The sequence below is a fragment of the Nocardia sp. NPDC059691 genome, from assembly GCF_042733915.1.
In the GTDB taxonomy this organism is placed as follows: domain Bacteria; phylum Actinomycetota; class Actinomycetes; order Mycobacteriales; family Mycobacteriaceae; genus Nocardia; species Nocardia sichangensis.
Genome location: NZ_JBHWFB010000002.1, coordinates 376552 through 394805 on the forward strand (window position 1 = coordinate 376552; position 18254 = coordinate 394805).

The 18254-nt window shown below is 68.8% G+C and carries 16 protein-coding genes; 5 read left to right on the forward strand and 11 right to left on the reverse strand.

Going from position 1 to position 18254, the window contains the following annotated elements:
- Positions 1-7 precede the first annotated feature (7 nt).
- Together ACFV2O_RS06125 and ACFV2O_RS06130 are read left to right on the forward strand one after the other, a co-directional pair.
- Entirely contained in the window at positions 8-2308 is a 2301-nt protein-coding gene (locus ACFV2O_RS06125; protein ID WP_379250541.1) for an ATP-dependent DNA ligase, read from the forward strand.
- A gap of 43 nt (positions 2309-2351) precedes the next feature.
- The gene (locus tag ACFV2O_RS06130; RefSeq protein ID WP_355074898.1) at positions 2352-2528 is read left to right on the forward strand and encodes an antitoxin; all 177 of its coding nucleotides are present in this window, start codon (positions 2352-2354) and stop codon (positions 2526-2528) included.
- Positions 2529-2570: 42 nt separating this feature from the next.
- Here ACFV2O_RS06130 and ACFV2O_RS06135 read toward each other — a convergent pair whose 3' ends face one another.
- Positions 2571-3215: a cysteine hydrolase family protein gene (locus ACFV2O_RS06135; protein ID WP_379250543.1), complete on the reverse strand. Its 645-nt coding sequence runs from the start codon at positions 3213-3215 to the stop codon at positions 2571-2573.
- 251 nt (positions 3216-3466) lie between these two features.
- Between ACFV2O_RS06135 and ACFV2O_RS06140 the strand changes: the two genes are divergently transcribed.
- The gene (locus ACFV2O_RS06140; protein ID WP_379250545.1) at positions 3467-4735 is read left to right on the forward strand and encodes a lipase family protein; all 1269 of its coding nucleotides are present in this window, start codon (positions 3467-3469) and stop codon (positions 4733-4735) included.
- A 163-nt stretch (positions 4736-4898) separates the two neighbouring features.
- On the opposite strand, the gene ACFV2O_RS06145 is transcribed toward ACFV2O_RS06140, so the two are convergent.
- From ACFV2O_RS06145 to ACFV2O_RS06160, 4 genes are all read right to left on the reverse strand, one after another.
- Positions 4899-5552 (reverse strand): ammonium transporter, encoded by a 654-nt coding sequence (locus ACFV2O_RS06145; protein ID WP_364424952.1) that lies wholly within the window; start codon positions 5550-5552, stop codon positions 4899-4901.
- 666 nt (positions 5553-6218) lie between these two features.
- On the reverse strand, positions 6219-6956 hold the full coding sequence (locus ACFV2O_RS06150; protein WP_355074890.1) for an energy-coupling factor transporter transmembrane protein EcfT: 738 nt from the start codon (positions 6954-6956) through the stop codon (positions 6219-6221).
- Complete coding sequence (locus ACFV2O_RS06155; protein WP_379250548.1) at positions 6956-9082, reverse strand: ATP-binding cassette domain-containing protein; 2127 nt, start codon at positions 9080-9082, stop codon at positions 6956-6958. Before ACFV2O_RS06155 ends, ACFV2O_RS06150 begins: the two co-directional genes overlap by 1 nt.
- Before the next feature lie 78 nt (positions 9083-9160).
- A complete protein-coding gene (locus ACFV2O_RS06160) occupies positions 9161-10627 on the reverse strand; it encodes a flavin-containing monooxygenase (RefSeq protein WP_379250550.1) in 1467 nt (488 codons plus the stop codon).
- An 85-nt stretch (positions 10628-10712) separates the two neighbouring features.
- Here ACFV2O_RS06160 and ACFV2O_RS06165 point away from each other — a divergent pair, with 85 nt between their 5' ends.
- Complete coding sequence (locus tag ACFV2O_RS06165; RefSeq protein WP_379250552.1) at positions 10713-11774, forward strand: AraC family transcriptional regulator; 1062 nt, start codon at positions 10713-10715, stop codon at positions 11772-11774.
- On the opposite strand, the gene ACFV2O_RS06170 is transcribed toward ACFV2O_RS06165, so the two are convergent.
- The 3 genes from ACFV2O_RS06170 to ACFV2O_RS06180 all read right to left on the reverse strand — a co-directional run bounded on the left by ACFV2O_RS06170 (position 11771) and on the right by ACFV2O_RS06180 (position 13908).
- Positions 11771-12448 carry a phosphodiesterase gene (locus ACFV2O_RS06170; protein ID WP_355074882.1) on the reverse strand — a complete coding sequence of 226 codons (678 nt, stop codon included), beginning with the start codon at positions 12446-12448 and terminating at the stop codon, positions 11771-11773. The genes ACFV2O_RS06165 and ACFV2O_RS06170 overlap by 4 nt on opposite strands.
- 66 nt (positions 12449-12514) lie before the next feature.
- Positions 12515-13300 carry a metallophosphoesterase gene (locus ACFV2O_RS06175; protein ID WP_355074880.1) on the reverse strand — a complete coding sequence of 262 codons (786 nt, stop codon included), beginning with the start codon at positions 13298-13300 and terminating at the stop codon, positions 12515-12517.
- A 170-nt stretch (positions 13301-13470) separates the two neighbouring features.
- Positions 13471-13908, reverse strand: a complete 438-nt coding sequence (locus tag ACFV2O_RS06180; protein WP_379250555.1) for a MarR family winged helix-turn-helix transcriptional regulator — start codon at positions 13906-13908, stop codon at positions 13471-13473.
- A gap of 51 nt (positions 13909-13959) precedes the next feature.
- On the opposite strand from ACFV2O_RS06180, the gene ACFV2O_RS06185 reads away from it, so the two are divergent.
- Entirely contained in the window at positions 13960-14562 is a 603-nt protein-coding gene (locus ACFV2O_RS06185) for a TIGR03086 family metal-binding protein (protein WP_379250557.1), read from the forward strand.
- A 365-nt stretch (positions 14563-14927) separates the two neighbouring features.
- Here ACFV2O_RS06185 and ACFV2O_RS06190 read toward each other — a convergent pair whose 3' ends face one another.
- The 3 genes from ACFV2O_RS06190 to ACFV2O_RS06200 form a co-directional block, all read right to left on the reverse strand.
- On the reverse strand, positions 14928-15695 hold the full coding sequence (locus ACFV2O_RS06190; protein WP_379250559.1) for an RluA family pseudouridine synthase: 768 nt from the start codon (positions 15693-15695) through the stop codon (positions 14928-14930).
- 44 nt (positions 15696-15739) lie between these two features.
- Positions 15740-16750 carry an adenylate/guanylate cyclase domain-containing protein gene (locus ACFV2O_RS06195; RefSeq protein ID WP_379250561.1) on the reverse strand — a complete coding sequence of 337 codons (1011 nt, stop codon included), beginning with the start codon at positions 16748-16750 and terminating at the stop codon, positions 15740-15742.
- A gap of 209 nt (positions 16751-16959) precedes the next feature.
- Positions 16960-18228, reverse strand: a complete 1269-nt coding sequence (locus ACFV2O_RS06200) for an epoxide hydrolase family protein (RefSeq protein WP_355074870.1) — start codon at positions 18226-18228, stop codon at positions 16960-16962.
- Positions 18229-18254 lie beyond the last annotated feature (26 nt).

The following is an 18254-nucleotide window of genomic DNA, read 5'->3' on the forward strand; positions in this document are numbered from 1 at the left end:
TTCGGATATGGCGGCCCGCCGCGAGTTCGGTGGTATCGAGGTTGACCTGAGCAACCTCGACAAGGTGCTGTACCCGGCCACCGGAACGACCAAAGGCGAAGTGATCGCCTATTATTCGGCGATCGCGCCCGCCATGCTGCCGCACATCGCCGGGCGGGCGGTCACCCGGAAACGCTGGCCCAACGGGGTGGACGAACCCTCCTTCTTCGAGAAGAATCTCCCGTCGCACGCGCCCCCCTGGATCGAGCGGCGCACCCTGCGCCATTCCGATCGCAAGGTCGTCTATCCGCTGATCGATTCCGAAGCGGGGCTGGCCTGGATCGCGCAACAGGCCGCGCTGGAAGTCCATGTGCCGCAGTGGCGTTTCGATGACGACAGCATGGGCCCGGCGACCAGGTTGGTGTTCGACCTGGACCCGGGCAAGGGCGTCGGGCTCGCCGAATGCGCCGAGGTGGCGCTCGCGGTGCGCGAGATGGTCGAGGGCATCGGGCTGCACGCGTTCCCGGTGACCAGCGGCAGTAAGGGAATTCACCTGTACGTGCCGTTGGATCGCGCGCTGAGTTCGGGCGGCGCGTCCACGGTGGCGAAACAGGTGGCCACGAATCTGCAACGGCTGCAACCAGACCTGGTCACGGCGACGATGGCGAAGGCGGCGCGCGGCGGCAAGGTATTCCTGGACTGGAGCCAGAACAACCCGGCCAAGACCACCATCGCGCCCTATTCGATGCGGGGACGGGCCGAGCCGAACGTCGCGGCGCCGCGCACGTGGAAGGAGATCGAGAACCGGAAGAAATTGCGGCACTTGCGGTTCGACGAGGTGCTGGCCAGGTATCGGTCCGACGGCGATCTGCTCGCCGAGCTGGATCCGGGGATCGCGCGGGACGCTGCGTCCTCGCCCGACGCGTTGACCAAGTATCGGTCGATGCGCGATCCGTCCCGCACACCCGAACCGGTACCCGCCGAGTCGCCCGCGCCGGGGACGAACAACCGCTACGTCGTGCAGGAACATCATGCGCGACGCCTGCACTGGGACGTGCGGCTGGAGCGCGACGGGGTCCTGGTGTCCTGGGCGGTGCCGAAAGGGCCGCCGATCTCCACCGACCAGAACCGTCTGGCCGTGCGCACCGAGGACCATCCGATGGAGTATCTCGACTTCCACGGCGCCATCCCGAAAGGCGAGTACGGCGCCGGGGAGATGACGATCTGGGACTCCGGCACCTACGAGACCGAGAAGTGGCGCGACGAAGAGGTCATCGTGCGATTCCACGGCAAGCGGCTCAACGGCCGGTACGCGCTGATTCAGACCAACGGCAACCAGTGGCTGATGCATCTGATGCGCGCGCGGAACGGCGCCGAACCGCGGGAGGAGCCGGACGAGCCGCCGGGCCGGATCATCCGTCCGTCGAACGGGCCCGCGACGCTTCCGCGCGGTCTGGCGCCGATGCTCGCGACGCACGGCGAGGTCGCCGAGCTCGGCGCCGACGAGTGGTGCTTCGAGACGAAGTGGGACGGCTTCCGGCTGATCGCCGAGATCGACAACGACGCGCTGACTTTGCGCAGCCGGGCGGGGAACGTGGTGACCGACCGCTATCCCGGTATCGCGGCGTTGCGGCGGGAACTGTCCGCACACCAGGTGGTGCTGGACGGCGAGGCCGTCGTCTTCGACGATCACGGCGTCGCGAATCTCGGTCTGCTGCAAGCCGACGCGGCGCGTGCGGTGTTCGTCGCGTTCGACGTGTTGTACCTGGACGGTACGTCGCTGCTGCGCAAACGATATGCCGATCGCCGCAGGGTCTTGGAGGCGCTCGCGGCGAACGCGCCGTCGCTGGTGGTGCCGCCGCGACTGGACGGCTCGGGCGCCGATGCCTTGCGCTACAGCCAGGAGCACGGGCTGGAGGGCGTGGTCGCGAAACGCAAGGACTCGGTGTACCTACCTGGCAAACGCGGGCACGCCTGGGTGAAGCAGCGCAATTGGCGCACTCAGCGGGTGTTGATCGGCGGGTGGCGGCGCAGCGCGGCACGGGAGTTCAAGTCGCTGCTGATCGGCATTCCCCACGACGGTCTGCTGTACTACGTCGGCCGGGTCGGGACCGGGTTCAGCGAGCCGGACATGCGGGAGCTGGCCGCGCGGCTGCGCACGCTGGAACGCAAGACCTCGCCGTTCGACAACGAACTCACCGCCGAAGAACGCAAGGAAGCGGTGTGGGTGACGCCGAAACTCGGTGGCACCGTGCGGTTCATGAACTGGACCGAGATGGGTCGTTTGTGGCACCCCGCATGGCTCGGGCCGGCGCCCGGCGCTGGGTAGGGTTGGGGCGCGGTTGTTCCCAGCTCGAAACGAGGAGTGCACGGTGGACTTCAAGAACCTGGCGGGTAAGGCGATGGACCTGGCCCAGAAGAACGCGGACAAGCTGGACGCGGTCATCGACAAGGCGGGCGACCTCGTCGACGAGAAGACGGGCAACAAGTACTCCGGCCAGGTGGACGCCGCCCAGGACGCGGCCAAGAAAGCCTTGCGGGAGCAGTGATCGTCGAACGGGACCCGGCACGGGCCGGGTCCCGTTCGCGGCTCAGCCTGCGCCCGTGAGCAGCGGGGTGATGGTCGCGATATCGGTGACGAGCGCGTGGCCCTGGAACTCGAAATCGTCGTAAGCCCGCGCCATGGCTTCCTTGTCCCGGCCGCCGACCGCGTCGCTGATCACCACGGGCACGAATCCGAGATCGGTGGAATGCGTGACCGTGGGCGCGATGCCGATCTCCAGCGCGACGCCCGCGATCGCGTAGGCGCCGATGCGCAGGTCGCGCAGCATCGAGGCCAGCGGAGTGCCTTCGAAGGCCGACATCGACGTCTTGTCGAACACCACCTCGTCGGCGCGCGGCCGCAGTTCGGGCACGAGCTCGAAGGCGGGGGTGTCGCGCTGCAGGATGAAGCGCACCTTGTCCACCGAATCCACCTGCTGCCAGCTCATGGCCATCCGCAGCGCGAAGGTTCCGCTGAGCCGCTCGGGCAGGAAGAAATGGCGTAGGAACACCACCGGGTAGCCGCCGGAACGCGCCGCGTCGACCACCCCCACCACCCGCTCGATGATCTCCGGGCCGTCCGGCAACTGGCTGAGCACACCGACCTGCATGTCGTAGACGATCACGGCCATCCGGTCCGGGGCGCACACATCGGCGAGTCCTTCGGGGATGTCCAGTCTGTTGCCATGCCGCATGCTCGGCTACTCCTCTTCGTTGCGCTCGCGCTGCGGGCGGGGTCGCGCCGGACAGCTATTCGCTTGCGCTGGGGATGTTTTGGCCAACACTGTAACCAGCCGCACGGACAGCGGCGGCGGTGGGTGTGACCTGCGATAGACCGTTGCCGGGTCGGTCGGCCCGGCAGTACCGTGGAAAGCCTGGAGGTCAGGTGAGCCGCCGCTGACCGCGCCGGGACATCTGCCGCCTCGCCGGAACTGGGGAGGCTCTGATGAAGGACGCCGATGCAGTGCCTGTCATCGCGCAGGCGCGCGACCGATCTGTGCGCACGACGATCCCGCGGGTTCTGCTGGCCGCCTTGCTCGTGCTGGCCGCCTGTCTGGCCGCCGCGCCTGCGGCACACGCCGAGCTACCGCCGCCGGATCGAGACCCGTTCTACGCCGCCCCCGCGGATCTCGCGCGCTACCACGACGGCGCCGTGCTGGATTCCCGGCCGATCGCGTTGTTCGGGTTGCCCCTGCCGATTTCGGCATGGCAGGTGAAATACCGCAGCACCGACTCGAGCGAAGATCCCGTCGCCGACCTGGCGACCGTCCTGGTCCCGATGCTGCCGTGGTTCGGGCCCGGCTCCCGGCCGCTGCTGTCGTACCAGGTGGCCGAGGACAGTCTCGGCACGCGCTGCGCGCCGTCGTTCGCGCTGCGCGGCGGCTGGGATTCCGGCGCGGTGAATACGCTGATCGACACGCCGTTCATGGCGGAGGCGCTACGCCGCGGGTGGGCGGTGGTGGTCAGCGACTACGAGGGGCCGCGGTCCCGCTTCCTGGATGGCGTGAACTCCGGACGCGGCGTGCTGGACGGCATCCGGGCGGCCCGTGATCTCCCGCAAGCCGGGCTCGGGCCCGCGACGCCCATCGGCACTTGGGGCTACTCCGGCGGAGCGTTCGCCACGCTGTGGGCCGCGCAGCTGCAGCCGTGGTACGCACCGGACGTCCGGTTCGCCGGCATCACTTCCGGCGGGATTCCCGCGGATTGGCCCGCCATAGCCGCCGACGCGGACGGCACCATCCAGACCGGGCTCGCTTTGCTCATCCTGTTCGCGCTCGCCCGCAACGATCCTGCCGGGGGCGTGCTGGACTTGCTCAACGAGCAGGGGCGCGCGGCGCTGGTGGAGAACGGCGCGGCCTGCGGGTCCGATCTGGTGCCGATATACGCGGGCGCGCAGGTCGCCGACTTCGCCGCTGTGCCCGATGTGTTCTCGCACCCGGCATTTCGCGCCGCCACCGAAGTTCAGGAACTCGGCGGCAGCGCGCCGGTGGCGCCGATGTACCTGTACCACAGCCGCACCGACGACGTGATCCCTGTAGCGGGTTTCACCGACTTGGTCGGCCGGTACTGCGCCCTGGGCGCGACCGTCACCTCGGTGCACTCGATGCTGCCCACCCACAACCCGACGGCGATCGGTGAGGCGCCGGGCGCGATGAACTTCCTCGCCGACCGGTTCGCCGGTCTGCCTGCGGCTCCTGGATGCCATGAGCGGTAGGTGGACGACCGCCTCGAAGGTCGACCGCGGTACTCCCGGCGATGGAGGCGGATTTGTGATCGAGAGTCGCGGCATCGCGTCCGGGCGGCACCGACTGGTGCGCGCAGACGAAAGCGCACCGAATCCCGGCCGATTCGGTGCGCGTCGTGCTCGCTGGCGTCGGTCAGTTCTGCGAACGCCCGGTGGTGTCCATCCACTTGGTGGTGCCGGGCTGGGCGGCCAGCGTGCTGATCAGATCGATGCCCGCGATGATCAAGGCCGGACCACCGACGACGATCGTGCCGATGATGCCGCCGATGCCCGCACCGGCGACCACGGTGCCGATTCCGATGGGACCGCCGATGAGGCCGGTCAATCCGACGAGCGCGCCGATGACCGTGCCGATGAACCCGCCGACCGCGGTGGCGATGCCGAATTGCGAAAGGAAGGCATCCATCGCGCGCTGGTTCTCGAACGGCGACGCGACCGGCGTTGCCGCCGGGTGAGCCTGCGCCGCGTCCTTGACGACGGTCAGTTCCAGTACGCGGCCCGCGTCCCGCACGAGGTGGGGCATGGGGTATTCGAGCCCGTCCTGGCGGAAGGCGAGCGGCAGCGTGACCGCGACATTGCCTGCGGCGTCTTTGATGTCCACGGCGTCGCCGCGCACGTCGAACGTGCCTGCGGTGAGTGTCGTGACGATCTTGTCGCCGACCAGTTGGGCTTGGTACCCGATATCCGGGACCGGTGCCGCAGCCGGTTCCGCGTGCGCGACGCCTGCCCCGACCGTGAGTGCGGCGACGAGTGGAGCGGCGGCGGCGGTGACTCTCCGGAGAATCATTCTCGGTTTCCAATCTTCATCAGGTTACAAGCATTAGAGAACGCGACACACGCCGAAATTCCTTCCCCCGCCGACGTGTCCATCCGTGATGTGATCCAAAAGACAGTTACTTCCGAGTGATAACTGTACTGTGGCCCTTGGGGTTTGGGACACGATTTCAGAGGGTATTCTTCCGACTTTTGCCACCTGATGAGTTATAGCTATCAGCTATTCATTAGTGCGGGTGCGGGGTGCTCTGATCGCACCGGTCGGTTCCGCGCGGGTGGATGAAGGTGTAATGCCCCGAATCGGGGCATCGATTCCGAGCCTTTCACATCGCGTCGCCGATAGGTGTAAGCCGCAGTATCGCAAGGGCTTTCGCTGGTGTCGCACTGGGGCGTGGCCGCACGTCCTGGTCGCGGGGGTGCGACTGCGAACCGGGTAACCCAGCCGGTGGTACTGATCGGTGCTCTGTGCGCCGTATCGGAACCGGCTGCTATGCGTTCGAGACGTATGCGTTGTGCGCGAGGCGCATCCGGGGTCCCCTGCGGGGTCTTTTCGAGAGGTACCAGTCGGTCTGCAAATGGTCAGCGAATTGTCCCGCCGGAATTCCACCGACGGCCATCAGGGGCCGCAACCGACCAGGATCCCGTTCGACCCCGCATTTACGCCCACCTTTCACCGCGCTCACAGCACCACGTGCAGCGCGATGGAACCGAGGCAGACGCCGACTACCAGCACGAGCGCGACAGCGTCGCGCAGGCCGGGTGCGCTGGGACGGGCGGTGAGCTGCCCGGTGCCGCCGCGTGCGGTGATCGCCTCACCCAATTCACCGGCGCGGCGGGTGGATACCGCCATGGCGGCGGTGAGGATGTCGATGAGCGGGTTGTCGGCCGCGCGGGCGATCATGCCGTCCTTGGGACGCAGCCTGCGAGCGGCACGTAGCACCCGGATCTCCTCCATGAGCAGCGGCAGACCGCGGAAGGTGAGCGCGACGACGACAGCCCATTCGTCCACCGGAATCCGGAGCCGGCGCAACGGCGCGCCCAGCTTGGCCAGGGCGGGCGCGATGTCGCCCATCGGCGTGGTCCACGCGATGAGGAAGGAGGCCGCCACCAGGATCAGGCCGAAGGCCAGAACCTGGGCATAGCGCAGCACCGCCGTGCCGCCGACCGGCACGTTGATCAGGGCTCCCGCGCCGAGCAGCGCCCAGAACCACCACGGCAGCCGTGGCAGAGTGCCCAGCGGCAGCCGGGCGACCGCGCCCACGAAGACGAGGAACGCCGCCATCACACCGAGCACCGGCCAGGACGGCAGGAACATCAGCAGCAGGCTGATCAGGAACACTCCGATCATCTTGGTGCCCGCCCACAACCGGTGGACCGGACTGTCGACCGGGACCTGACGCAGCAGAACGGTGCTCATCATCGACCTCCGTGCTCGAGCCGCCACGCGGTCTCTCCTGGCGCGCGCACCGGGTTCCGTCCGGAATCGGCTCGCGTGGCGGAGTCACTCGGCACCGGCGCGGTCTGCCGCGCCGATTCCGCGCCCAGAATGCGTCCCGACTGCAATCGCACCGTCCGGTCGCACACCGCCGCCATGTCGGCCACGTCGTGCGAGATGACGATCAGCGTCAATCCGGAATCCCGTAACCGCGCGAGCAGTTCCACGATGTCGGCCCGGCCCTCCGGGTCGAGACCGGCCAGCGGCTCGTCGAGCACGACCACTTGGGGATGGCTGGCCACGATCGCCGCGAGCACCACTCGCTTGGCCTGGCCGCCGCTGAGTTCCTCGACCGAGCGCGCGGCCAGCGAACGGTCCAGCCCGACCGCGTCCAGCGCGCGGCCGACCGCGCCGGAGCCGGTCGCGCGACCGCCCCAGTCCGCGATCTCCGCGCCGACGGTCTGCTTCTGCAGTTGCAGCCGGGAGTGCTGGAACGCCAGCCCGACCCGGCCGATCTGCTTGCCGATCGGCTTTCCGCGCAGCTCGCACCGACCCGAACTCGGTTCGATCAGGCCCGCCATGATCCAGGCCAGGGTCGATTTGCCCGAGCCGTTCCCGCCGACGATCAGCAGGGCCTCGCCCTGGCACACGGACAGGTCGACGCCGTGCAGGGCGGGCGCCTCCCATGGCGTCGCGCGGTTGTAGGTGTGCCGGACGTCGCGCAGTTCGAGGATCGGCGCGCCCATCGGCCTGCGTCGCGTGTCCTGCGCCGGACGCGGCCACGCGGGCAGATGCGCCACGGTGCGTCCCCCGGCCAGGTGCACCACCCGGTCGGCGACCGCGGCGTCGGCCTCGTGGTGGGTCACCAGCACCACGGCCATCGAGTGTCGTTTCGGCAGCGAGGCAAGCAGCTCCACCAGTTCCCGCCGCCCGTCCGGATCGATCATCGAGGTCGCCTCGTCGGCGATCAGCAGCGCGGGCCGCCGGGCCAGCGCGGCGGCGACCGCCAACCGCTGTTGCTGTCCGCCCGAGAGCGTGGCGGTCTCCTTCGCCCCCATTCCGGCGAGCCCGACCTCGCCTAGCAGCGCGTCGACATCCACCGCGGCGGCGAGATCGGCGGGCAATCCCCACACGACGTCATCGGCGACGAGCACGCCCAAGGTCTGGCTCTCCGGCCGCTGCAACACCAGCGCCGTCCCGCCGAGTTTGCCGAGTCCGGCCGACCCGGGCCGCTGCGCCGACCCCGAGGTGGGCGGCAGCCCGGCCAGCAAGCGGGTCAGCGTGGACTTGCCCGAACCGTTGTGTCCGACCACGGCGACGAATTCACCGACCCGCACGGTCAGATCGATGCCGCTCAGCGCATCGCGCGCCGCTCCGGGATAGCGGAAACCCGCGTCGCGCAGCGTGACCGGCAGCGGATCGACGGGCCGGTCGTCTTGCGGTGCGTCGAGCCGGTCCCGGCCGGGCAGCCAGGCCAGCCGGTCCAGCACCGAGCCGAGCACGTACCAGGAGAAGACGCCGGTGGCCGCCATGCCGAGCGCGACGCTGCCGCCGACCCACGCCCACCACCAGCGCAGCACCGAGTCGGTCAGGTCCGCGGCGAGCTGCCCGAGCGGGGCAAGCTGCTCTTGGCGCGCCGCGAGATCCTGGAAGCCGCGCGACGCGTTGCGGATGTTGTCGAACAGCAGTTCGCGGGTGGTCGACAGCAGGGCAAGCGATCCGACGGCGAACGCGGCCCAGGCCAGCCCGGCGAGCAAGGAGAGCCCGAACGCCGCGACGACACCACCGCCACGCCGCTTCACGGCGCCGATGATCCCGCCCACGGTGGCCGAGGCGACCAGCGCCGTCGCGGACGCCATGCCCGCGGCGACGAAGGTGACCAGCGTCGCCGCGATCGTCGCGGTGACCAGGGCACGCAGCCGGAAACGATGCGCGATCAGCCCGATCGGGACCGCGCCGACCAGCTGGAGCGCGGCGGCGAACGGGATGACCGATCCGATGGTCACCAGCCCGACGGCGGCTCCGCCCAGCACGGCGCCGGTGGCCAACTCGATCGGACGCAGCGGGCCGCGCACATCCGATCCGCCCGGACGGGCCAGTTCATTCACAGCACAAGTCTGCCAGCCCGGCGGGCGGCGGCGGGTCGAGGCGAATCCGGGCGGGCCCGCTCGCCGAGGCGCGCTCCGTCACGCGACGGGGGTGAGGGTGTAGGCGCTGGGGTCGAAGCGGCGGGTGCGGCGACGATAGCTCGTCTGCGATCCCGGCCAGTTGTTGGTGATGCGGCCCGCGGAGTTGCGGTACCAGCTCGAGCAGAAGTTCCACGGAGTGCGGGCCAGACGCTGCTGGAGCGCGGTGTTGTAATCCTCTTCCAGGTCGGCGCGGACTTCGGCGCAATGGCCGGGGTGGTCGGCGAGCCATTGCACGGCCTGGCGGATGTAGCGGGCCTGCGATTCGATCATGTAGATGATCGAGCCGACGCCGAGATTGGTGTTCGGCCCGTAGACGAGGAAAAGATTCGGAAAGTCCGGCACCGTCATGCCGTAATACGCGTGCGCGCCGTCGGCCCATGCGTCGGCCAGCCTGCGCCCGCCACGACCCCAGATCTCCATCGGCCAGAGGAACTCCGTGCCCTTGAAGCCGGTGCCGTAGATGATCACGTCGGCTTCGTGCGTCGTGCCGTCGGCGGTGCGTACGCCTTGCGGGGTGATCTCGGTGATGGCGGTGGTCTCCACCCGCACGTTGGGCTGGGTGAGCGCGGGGTAGTAGTCGTTGGAGAACAGCGCGCGCTTGCACCCGATCGGGTAGTCCGGGGTGAGTTTGGCTCGCAGCTGCGGGTCCTCGACCTGTTCGGCCAGGTGCCGGGAGGCGATGCGGGCCACGAACCGGGCGATGGCGGGAACCTCGACCAGCCCGAGCGAGATGAACTCCGCGATCGACCACCACCCGAACCGCTCCACCAGCAGCGCGCCCGGCACCCGCGCGAACAGGTTGTGCTGGACCGGCGAGTAGTCGGTGTCGAACTTCGGGACCACCCAGGCCGGTGTGCGCTGGAACAGTGTCAACCGGTCGACTTCGGGCTGGATCTCCGGGATGTACTGAACGGCGCTCGCCCCGGTGCCGACGCAGGCGACGCGTTTGCCGTGGAGGTCGACCTCGTGGTCCCACTCGGCCGAATGGAACGACGGGCCGGCGAAGGTGTCGATGCCGGGTATGGCGGGCAGGGACGGACGCGACAGCTGGCCCACCGCCGAGATCAGCACGTCGACGATCCAGCTCTTGCCGTCGGTGGTGCGCACGGTCCACCGGCCGGTGGCGTCGTCGAATTCGGCGTCGCTGACGCTGGTGCCGAAGCGGATCGCCGAGAGCACGTTGTGACGTTCGGCGACCGCGCGCAGGTAGGCGTGGATGGCGGTCCGTCCCGAGTACCGCTGCGGCCAGTCCGGCTTGGGTTCGAACGAATACGAGTACAGCGGTGAGGGGACGTCGCAGGCCGCGCCGGGGTAGGTGTTCTCCCGCCACACCCCGCCGATGTCGGCGGCCCGCTCCAGGATGGTGATGTCGTCGAAGCCGTTGCGGCGTAGCTCGATCGCCATGCCGATGCCGCCGAAGCCCGCGCCGATGATGAGTATCGATGGCCGATTGCGCGCTGTCATGTGAGACTCCTCACTACGACCGTAGATGACTCCACTGTAGGAGCCGCCGTGCCGTCGTATAGAGAATTTCGGCCATAATGTCCGCGTGGAGCGGATACAGGATCCGGATATCCGCGATTGGAACTTTCCGCGCGGCGTGGCGAGCGTGGCGCTGATGGTCGGATACGCGGCCGAACACGGCGTGTCCTCGGCGCGCATGCTGCACGGCACCGCGCTCGGCGAGCAGCAATTGCGCGATCCGGACGTCCAGATCGACGCGCACACCGAACTGGCGGTCATCCGCAATCTCGTCCGCGAACTCGCCGACCGGCCCGCGCTGGGTGTGGAGGTCGGTCGCCGCTACCGGATCACCACCTTCGGCATCTTCGGCTTCGCCTGCGTCAGCAGCCCGACGCTCGGGGAGGCGATCAGCTTCGCGCTGCGTTATCTGGACCTCAGCTTCACCTTCTGCATCCCGGTGGCCGAGTGGGGCGCCAGCGAGTTCGTCGCGGTGGTGCGCGACGAGGCGGTGCCGACGGACGTGCGGCAGTTCCTCGTCGAACGCGACGTCACCGCGATGCACCAGGTGATGAGCGATCTGCTCGGCACACGCCTGCCGCTGACCAGGGCGGAATTCCGGTTTCCCGATCCCGGCTACGCGGAGCGGATCGCCGAGGTGACTCTCGTGCCGCCGCGTTTCGGCATGCCGCACAACCTGTTCGCGATCGAACCGATGCTGCTGGAACAACCGTTGCCGCAGGCCAACGAGCAGACCTGGGCGATGTGCCTGGCGCAGTGCCGGGAACTGGTGCACCGCCGCAGGGCGCGCACCGGCATCGCGGCCGAGGTGCGCGAACGTCTTGTGCCGCGCGGCGGCGCGGACGGATTCGCCGCTCCGCCCGGCATCGACGCCGTGGCGAACGATCTCAACATGAGCACCCGTACGCTGCGGCGGCACCTGGACGCCGCGGGTACCAGCTATCGCGCGCTGCTGGACGAAGTGCGTCGTGCGCTGGCGGAGGAAATGCTCACCGCCACACCGCTATCGGTGAGCGACGTCGCCATCCGTCTCGGCTACGCCGAAGCGTCGACCTTCATCTTCGCCTTCAAACGCTGGACCGGTAACACCCCGGCGGCCTATCGCCGCGAACGCGCCGTCCGGCGTTAGCCCTCTTCGCCGCGGCCGCTCCTGCTGCCGATGTATGCCAACTCGCGAATCTTGCCGACAGCCTTGGGAAACAACTCCACCTCGGCCGGGTGATTGAGCATCGGATCGAAGTAATCCGTGCGGTACTCGGCGGAGTCGGCGGGACGCAGAGTGAGTTCCGCGACTCGCCAAGTCGGCCCGCCGAGGCGGCCCGCGGTGAGGGTGAAGCTGACCAGATCCTCGTCGAGGTGGGCTTGCATCGCCTCCAGCGACGCGGACGCGGGCTGCACGCTGTCCGGCTCGGCGAAGAACCAGGTGGGCGAGGAGTTGCTGATCCGATAGGGCATCAGGCAGCCGTACCGGGCGCTGGCCCAACCGCGCGCGGGGGTGATCACCAACCGGCCCAGCGGTCCCCGGCCGGTGGTGGCCAGCGCGAAATCCCAAGGCTGCTCGTCGCGATCGAGCACGCGGAACGCCAGGCCGAGCACATCGGGCAGGCCGTTCGGCAACCCGATGCCCTTGGACACCCGGGCGATGACCGCGCGATCGCCGCTGCCGAACAGCGGCTCGAACTCGGGCTCAGCGTGCAGACGGCCGGCCAGGTGCAAGCCCGAGGGGTGGAATACCCGCGCGTGCCGGATCCGGGCTCCGGCCGCGAACGCGTTCTTCACCACTGCGGCTGGTAGATCGACCATGGCGGATCCTCCCGGTAGGCGTCGTGTGCCTCCCGATTGCCCCGGCACGTGCCGGGTAAACCGCTGTCAGACCGGTTGCACGCCGATCCGGCCGCCCATCGGAACCGCCCGGAAATGGCTGGTGAGGCGGTGGTCGTCACCGATGACGTGCAGTGCCACCGCTGGGTCAGGCGCGTAGTCCATGACGTGGTCGGGCAGGTCGAGTTCCCACTCGCCGCTGAGCACCGATGCGGTGCTGGGGGCCACCAGCAGCGGGCGTCCCCCGAAGGTGGTCGTCGCGGCGGAGTGCGCGTGCCCGGTGAGTACGCCGACGATCCGGTCGTCACCGGCCACGAGGTCGGCGAACCTTTGCGGATCGGCCAGGGAGATCACGTCGACGATCGGACTGAACAGGTGCGCGGGCGGGTGGTGCAAGGCGAGCAGGATCGGCTTGCCCGCGGGCGCCGCGTCGAGGACGCCGCCGAGCCAGTCATAGGTCTCGTCCGCGAGCTGCCCGCCCGGCTGCCCCGGAACGCTCGAATCCAGCAGCGCGACGGTGAGATCGCCGATGCGATGCGCGTGGTTGATCGGGGCATCGGAGGCGGGCTCGCCGAGCAGGCTGGTGCGGAAGCCCGCGCGGTCGTCGTGATTGCCCGGGATCGCGTACACCGGGATCTCGCCGTCGAAAGCGGCCTTGGCCTCCGCGAACTGCTCCGGTTTGCCGGAATCGGTGACGTCGCCGGTCACCAGGATGGCGTCCGGCTTGCGGCGCAGCCCCGCGACGAAGTCCATCACCCGCCGCACACGCTGGGCGTTACGGGTGCCGAGATCGAAATGGGTGTCGCTGACCTGAGCAACCAGGATCATCGGCATTCGCTTTCGCTAGGGGTTCGCTGCATTGCGTCAGATTGCGCGCGCGTCGCGTCCGCGGCACCTCATAAGGCTAGTTGACCTGCGCATTACGCGTCGTCATGACGCTCGCCACCGTACGATCGGCGCCCATCGCATTGTGTGCTGGATCACATTGCGTGGACTCGTCGGAGTCAAGTGGCGGGGCGGTCGGACACCGTGTCGGAGAGGGTGCGCAAAGCGCGCAGGAACGCGCTGCGATCCGGCGCGGGCAGCCGCTCGAGCAGTCGGTCCTCCCCGGCCTGGATGTCGCGCTGGGTGCGGTCGCGAAGGGCGCGGCCCGCGTCGGTGAGCGACAGCAGGTTCACCCGGCGGTCCGCGGGGTCCGGTTCGCGGGTGATCAGGCCGCGGCGCTGGAGTTCGTCGAGGACGCCGATGATGCGGGTCTTGTCCGCGCCGATCGCCTTGGCCAGCGCCGCCTGGGTGTAGACGGGTTCGGCGCCGAGGCCGAGCAATACGGAGTAGCCCCACATGGACAGTTCGTGCCGCTCCAGGATGGGCAGTTCGAGAGCCATGAGCGCCCGCCCGAGCGGCACGATCATCGCGGCGAGATCGGGGCGGGCGTTGGACATGGATCGACGATACTGCTTGGCAAATCGTAAGCTCGCGCATACGATAAGCGCATGCTTACTGAATCTGCCGAAGGATTGCGCGACCGGCATGCCCGTTCTGTCCGACTGAGCGTGGACGTCGTCGACCGCGTCCGTCCCGATGCGCTGGACGCCGAGACACCCTGCGCGGGTTGGCGTCTTCGTGACCTGCTGGAACACATGATCACGCAGAACCACGGCTTCGCCGCCGCCGCGCGGGGGAGCGAGGATCTCGATATCTGGACCGTGCGCGCGTCGGCCGATCCGGTCGCCGACTATCGCGCCTCCGCCGACGACGTCCTCGCCGCGTTCGCCGCCGAGGACGTGCTCGAGCGCTCGCTGCTGCTGCCGGAGATCTTGCCCGACCAAGGGATTCCCGCCGTTCGCGTGATCGGCTTCCACCTCGTTGACAGCGTCGTGCACGCCTGGGATGTCGCGCGCTCGATCGGCGAGGCCATCACACCCGATCCCGACGTGGCCGAGGCGGCGCTGGCCATCGCCCTCGCCGTCCCCGATGGTCCGGAGCGCTCCGTCCCCGGCGCGGCTTTCGCACCGGCACTGTCCGTTCCGGAACACACGCCGACCCTCGACCGCATCCTTTTGCTCCTCGGCCGTGCGCCGAGCTGGCCGAACTGATCTGCTCGAGCGGCCCGATAGACCGTTTCGACCTGGTGCATCGGCTCTGTGCACACGGGGAGACCGCCTGGGGATGACTGTGGACGAACAGCGAGCCGGTGTCTGCCGCCGAGCGAGCGCGACGGAGCGGCGACGGTTTGCGTGGTTCGCGATGGCGCTAGTGGTGAGCAGCGACCTCGATGGCACTCGCGCGCCGTTTGCCGCTCTGTGCGAGCGTCCCATAGGCGCTGGCTGTGGGGCCGATTCCCCTACGGCCCTAGCCGAGATTCGGCGCGGTTATCGTGCCCGGGGCACAGTGTCGACGTTCTTCGCAGCGGTCGACGCCCAGGCAACGGGCTGTGCGAAGACCGCATCGGGCGGCCCGGCTAGTCGAGAGTCCGCAACAGGTCGGTTGCGCGTTCCAAGGCCGCCGGGTCGGCGGATTCGTGCAGCGGGGCCCAGAAGCCCGCGTCGGGCTCGGCGGCCAAGGCCAGTTCCGGCGGGGTGCGCCAGGAAGCGGTGAGGCCGAGACGCCAGGAATGCAGGTAGGTCCGCGAGGGGGCGCCGGAGCGGTCGAACAGGGGATCGCCGACTATCGGATGGCCGGTCCAGGCCAAATGGACGCGAATCTGGTGGCGACGGCCGGTCACCGGGCGCAGCGCGAGAACGGTATGCGCGGGACCCCGCAGCACCGTCGCGAACCGGGTGAGCGAGGGGTAGTTCTTGGCGGGCAGCAAGTCGGCGTCGTCCACGAACCAGCGGCCCGCCTCCTGGCGGATGCTTTCGCGCGGCGCCGCGATCCGCACCCGGTTCTTGCGCCCCACGCTGAGCGGCAGATCGAATACGCCGGTATCGGGCAGGCCGGTGGCCGCGACGACGGCCAGGTACGCCTTGTCGGCGGTCTGCTTGTTGAACTGCCTGGTCAGCTCGCCGTGGGCGGACAGCTCCTTCGCGAAGAGGATCAAGCCGGAGGTCACCTTGTCGATCCGGTGCACCGGATACAGCGTTTCTCCCTCGGCCGCCGCCAGCTCGACGAGATCGGTGTCGTGGCGCTCGCCCATCACGGAGATCCCGGCGGGTTTGTGCAGGGCGAGAATCGCCGCGTCCTCCTCGACGAGGCAACGCGCGCGCAGCTGTGACCAGTCCTTGTCCACCGGACGAGCCTAGGGCGGCCGTCGGGGTCGGGCGCAGATCGGGGCTATCCGCCGTTCTTGCCGTTGTGGCGCAGCAGGTGCGGACGCAGGCGATTGAAGCCGCGCACTCGGACGCTGCGCAACTGCTTGATCGCGAATGCCGGGTCGCCGTTCAACTCCGTGGCGGCGTGGTCATCGATCAGGACCGTGCCCGGCCGCGCGACGCCGGTGAGCCGGGAGGCGATGTTCACCACCGAGCCGTACAGATCCCCGAACCGTTGCAATACCGGGCCGTAAGCGAGGGCGACGCGCAACTCCGGCGTGCCCCCGACCATCATGGTGGACTCCTGGATGGCCAGCGCTATGCGCGCGGCTTCGGCGGCGCTTTCCGTGGCGAACATGACTTCGTCGCCCACGTTCTTGATCACCCATCCGCCGTTCTCGGTGATGGCGGCGGTGGTGGTGGACTCGAACGCCTCGAGCAGCATGGACAGCTCGTCGGGATGCAGATGCCTGGTCAGCCTGGTGTAGCCGACCATGTCGGCGAAACCGACGGCCAGTTCGCGCACCGACTCGCCCGCGCTCGTCCCCGGGTCGAGCGACCGCGACAGCGACGCGGCCAGGTGCCGCCGCCAGGCATAGGTGTTCAGCTGCTCCAACGTGGCTATGGCGCCCTCGGTGGCGGTGCGCACCGTCTCCTCGGGGTCGGCGCCGGGATCGGCTCGGGCGATGCGCTCCTCGATCTCCGCGAGCACCAGGTCGACCTGCCATTCCGCCAGGCGCGCCATCCCTTGGCCGAGCGTGCGCGCGGTCGCCGACTGCTGTCGGGTGTCGGCCGAGGACAACACGGTCAGCTGCTCGAAGTTGCGCACCGCCGCGATGTCGGCGTCGGTGTAGTCCACCGCCTCGTCACCGATGCTCGACGGAAAACCGAGCGCCATCCACAATCGCCGGGTGAGCGCCGTCGTCGTCCCCGACTGTTCGGCGACCTCGGTGCGGTTGTACCGGCGCGCACCGTCGAGCAGATAGGACTCGACGACCGATTGCACCGACTGGGACCTCTCGCTGGGCACCATGATCGGTACCTTACGGCCCGGATCCGACGAGGCGGCTTCCATTGGGCGAGTTCACATACCTCTCCTACGCCACGTCGATTCCGGTGCCGCACCGATAACATGCACGCCCTCCGCGATCCAGCCGGACTGCCGCCGCCGTAACGCGCGGGTTCGGTCCGTCCGGCCGCGTTCGCATCCCGGCGAAGGCCGTCCGCGCAGCGCGTGGCTGCTCACCCGGCAGTGGACGGGGTGCGGCCGCGGAAGGTGCGGCGCAGATCGTCGACCCACTGGGCCGGAATCTCCCACGGGATGAAGTGACCACCGTGGTCGTGGGCGGTGAGGTTGACGTGGTTGTACCAATCGCCGCGGTCGCTGTCGAGGAACGCTTGCACGCGCCGGTCGGTGTCGACGCCCGGCGGGTTCTCGTAGCCGACGAAGGTGATGCCGGTCGGAGCCTCGATGGGCGGCTGCCGGTCGTGCGACGGCGTCCAGGGATAGCGATTGTTGTTGGCGTAGGTGCGGATGGACGTGCCGATGGAATTGGTGACCCAGAAGATCATCGCGTGGGTGAGCAGGTCGTCCTTGCCGAAGACCGACTCGATGTCGCCGCCGTTGTCGCTCCAGCTAACCCAGCGCTGCAGAATCCAGGCCAGCAACCCGGCGGGTGAGTCGGACAGCCCGTAGGCGAGAGTGCTCGGCTCGAGCACATGTGCGGTCAGGTGGACGGCGAAACGCCGTTCCAGTTCGAGGATCCGGTCGTGCACGGCGGCGGGCAGGCCCTCCGGGATGGGATTGCCGCCGGTGATGTCCCAGGCGCGGTCGCCGCTGAACAGGGTCAGCTTCTGACCGGAGCCGATGTGGATGCCGTACAGCTCGTCGGCGTACTTGTGCCCGAGCTGCCCGGTGACCAGCGCGCCGACGTCACAGCCCGCCGCGGCGTACTTCGCGTGCCCGAGGGTCTCGGTCATCAGGACGTGCCAGAGGTCGGCGACCTTCCAGAAGTTCATGTCCGGGTTCTTCGGCAGCGGTGCGGAGAATCCGAATCCGGGGAACGACGGGACGATCACATCGAAGGCGTCGGCGGGGTCGCCGCCGAACGCCGCCGGGTCGGCCAGCGGGTCGATCACCTTGGCCCAATGCCAGAAGGTCCATGGCCAACCATGGGTGAGGATCAACGGCGTCGGGTCGGGTCCGACGCCCGGCTTCCGCAGGAAATGCACCGGCACCCCGTCGATCTCGACGAAGTAGTGGTCATAGGCGTTGAGTGCGGCCTCGGCCGCACGCCAGTCGTAATCGGTGCGCCAGTACTCGACCAGCTCCTGCAAATAGTCGCGGGACACGCCGTAGGACCAGTCGTCGTTTTCCGCGTCGACCGGCCAGCGGGTCAGTTCCAATCGCCGCCGCAGGTCGGCGAGCACGTCGTCGGATACATGAATAGGCGTGGGATCCAGCGGGAACGGCCGCGTCTCGGCTCCACGCGAAGAGGGCTCCTGACTCACCGGGCCAGTATGCTCCGTGCGCTGTT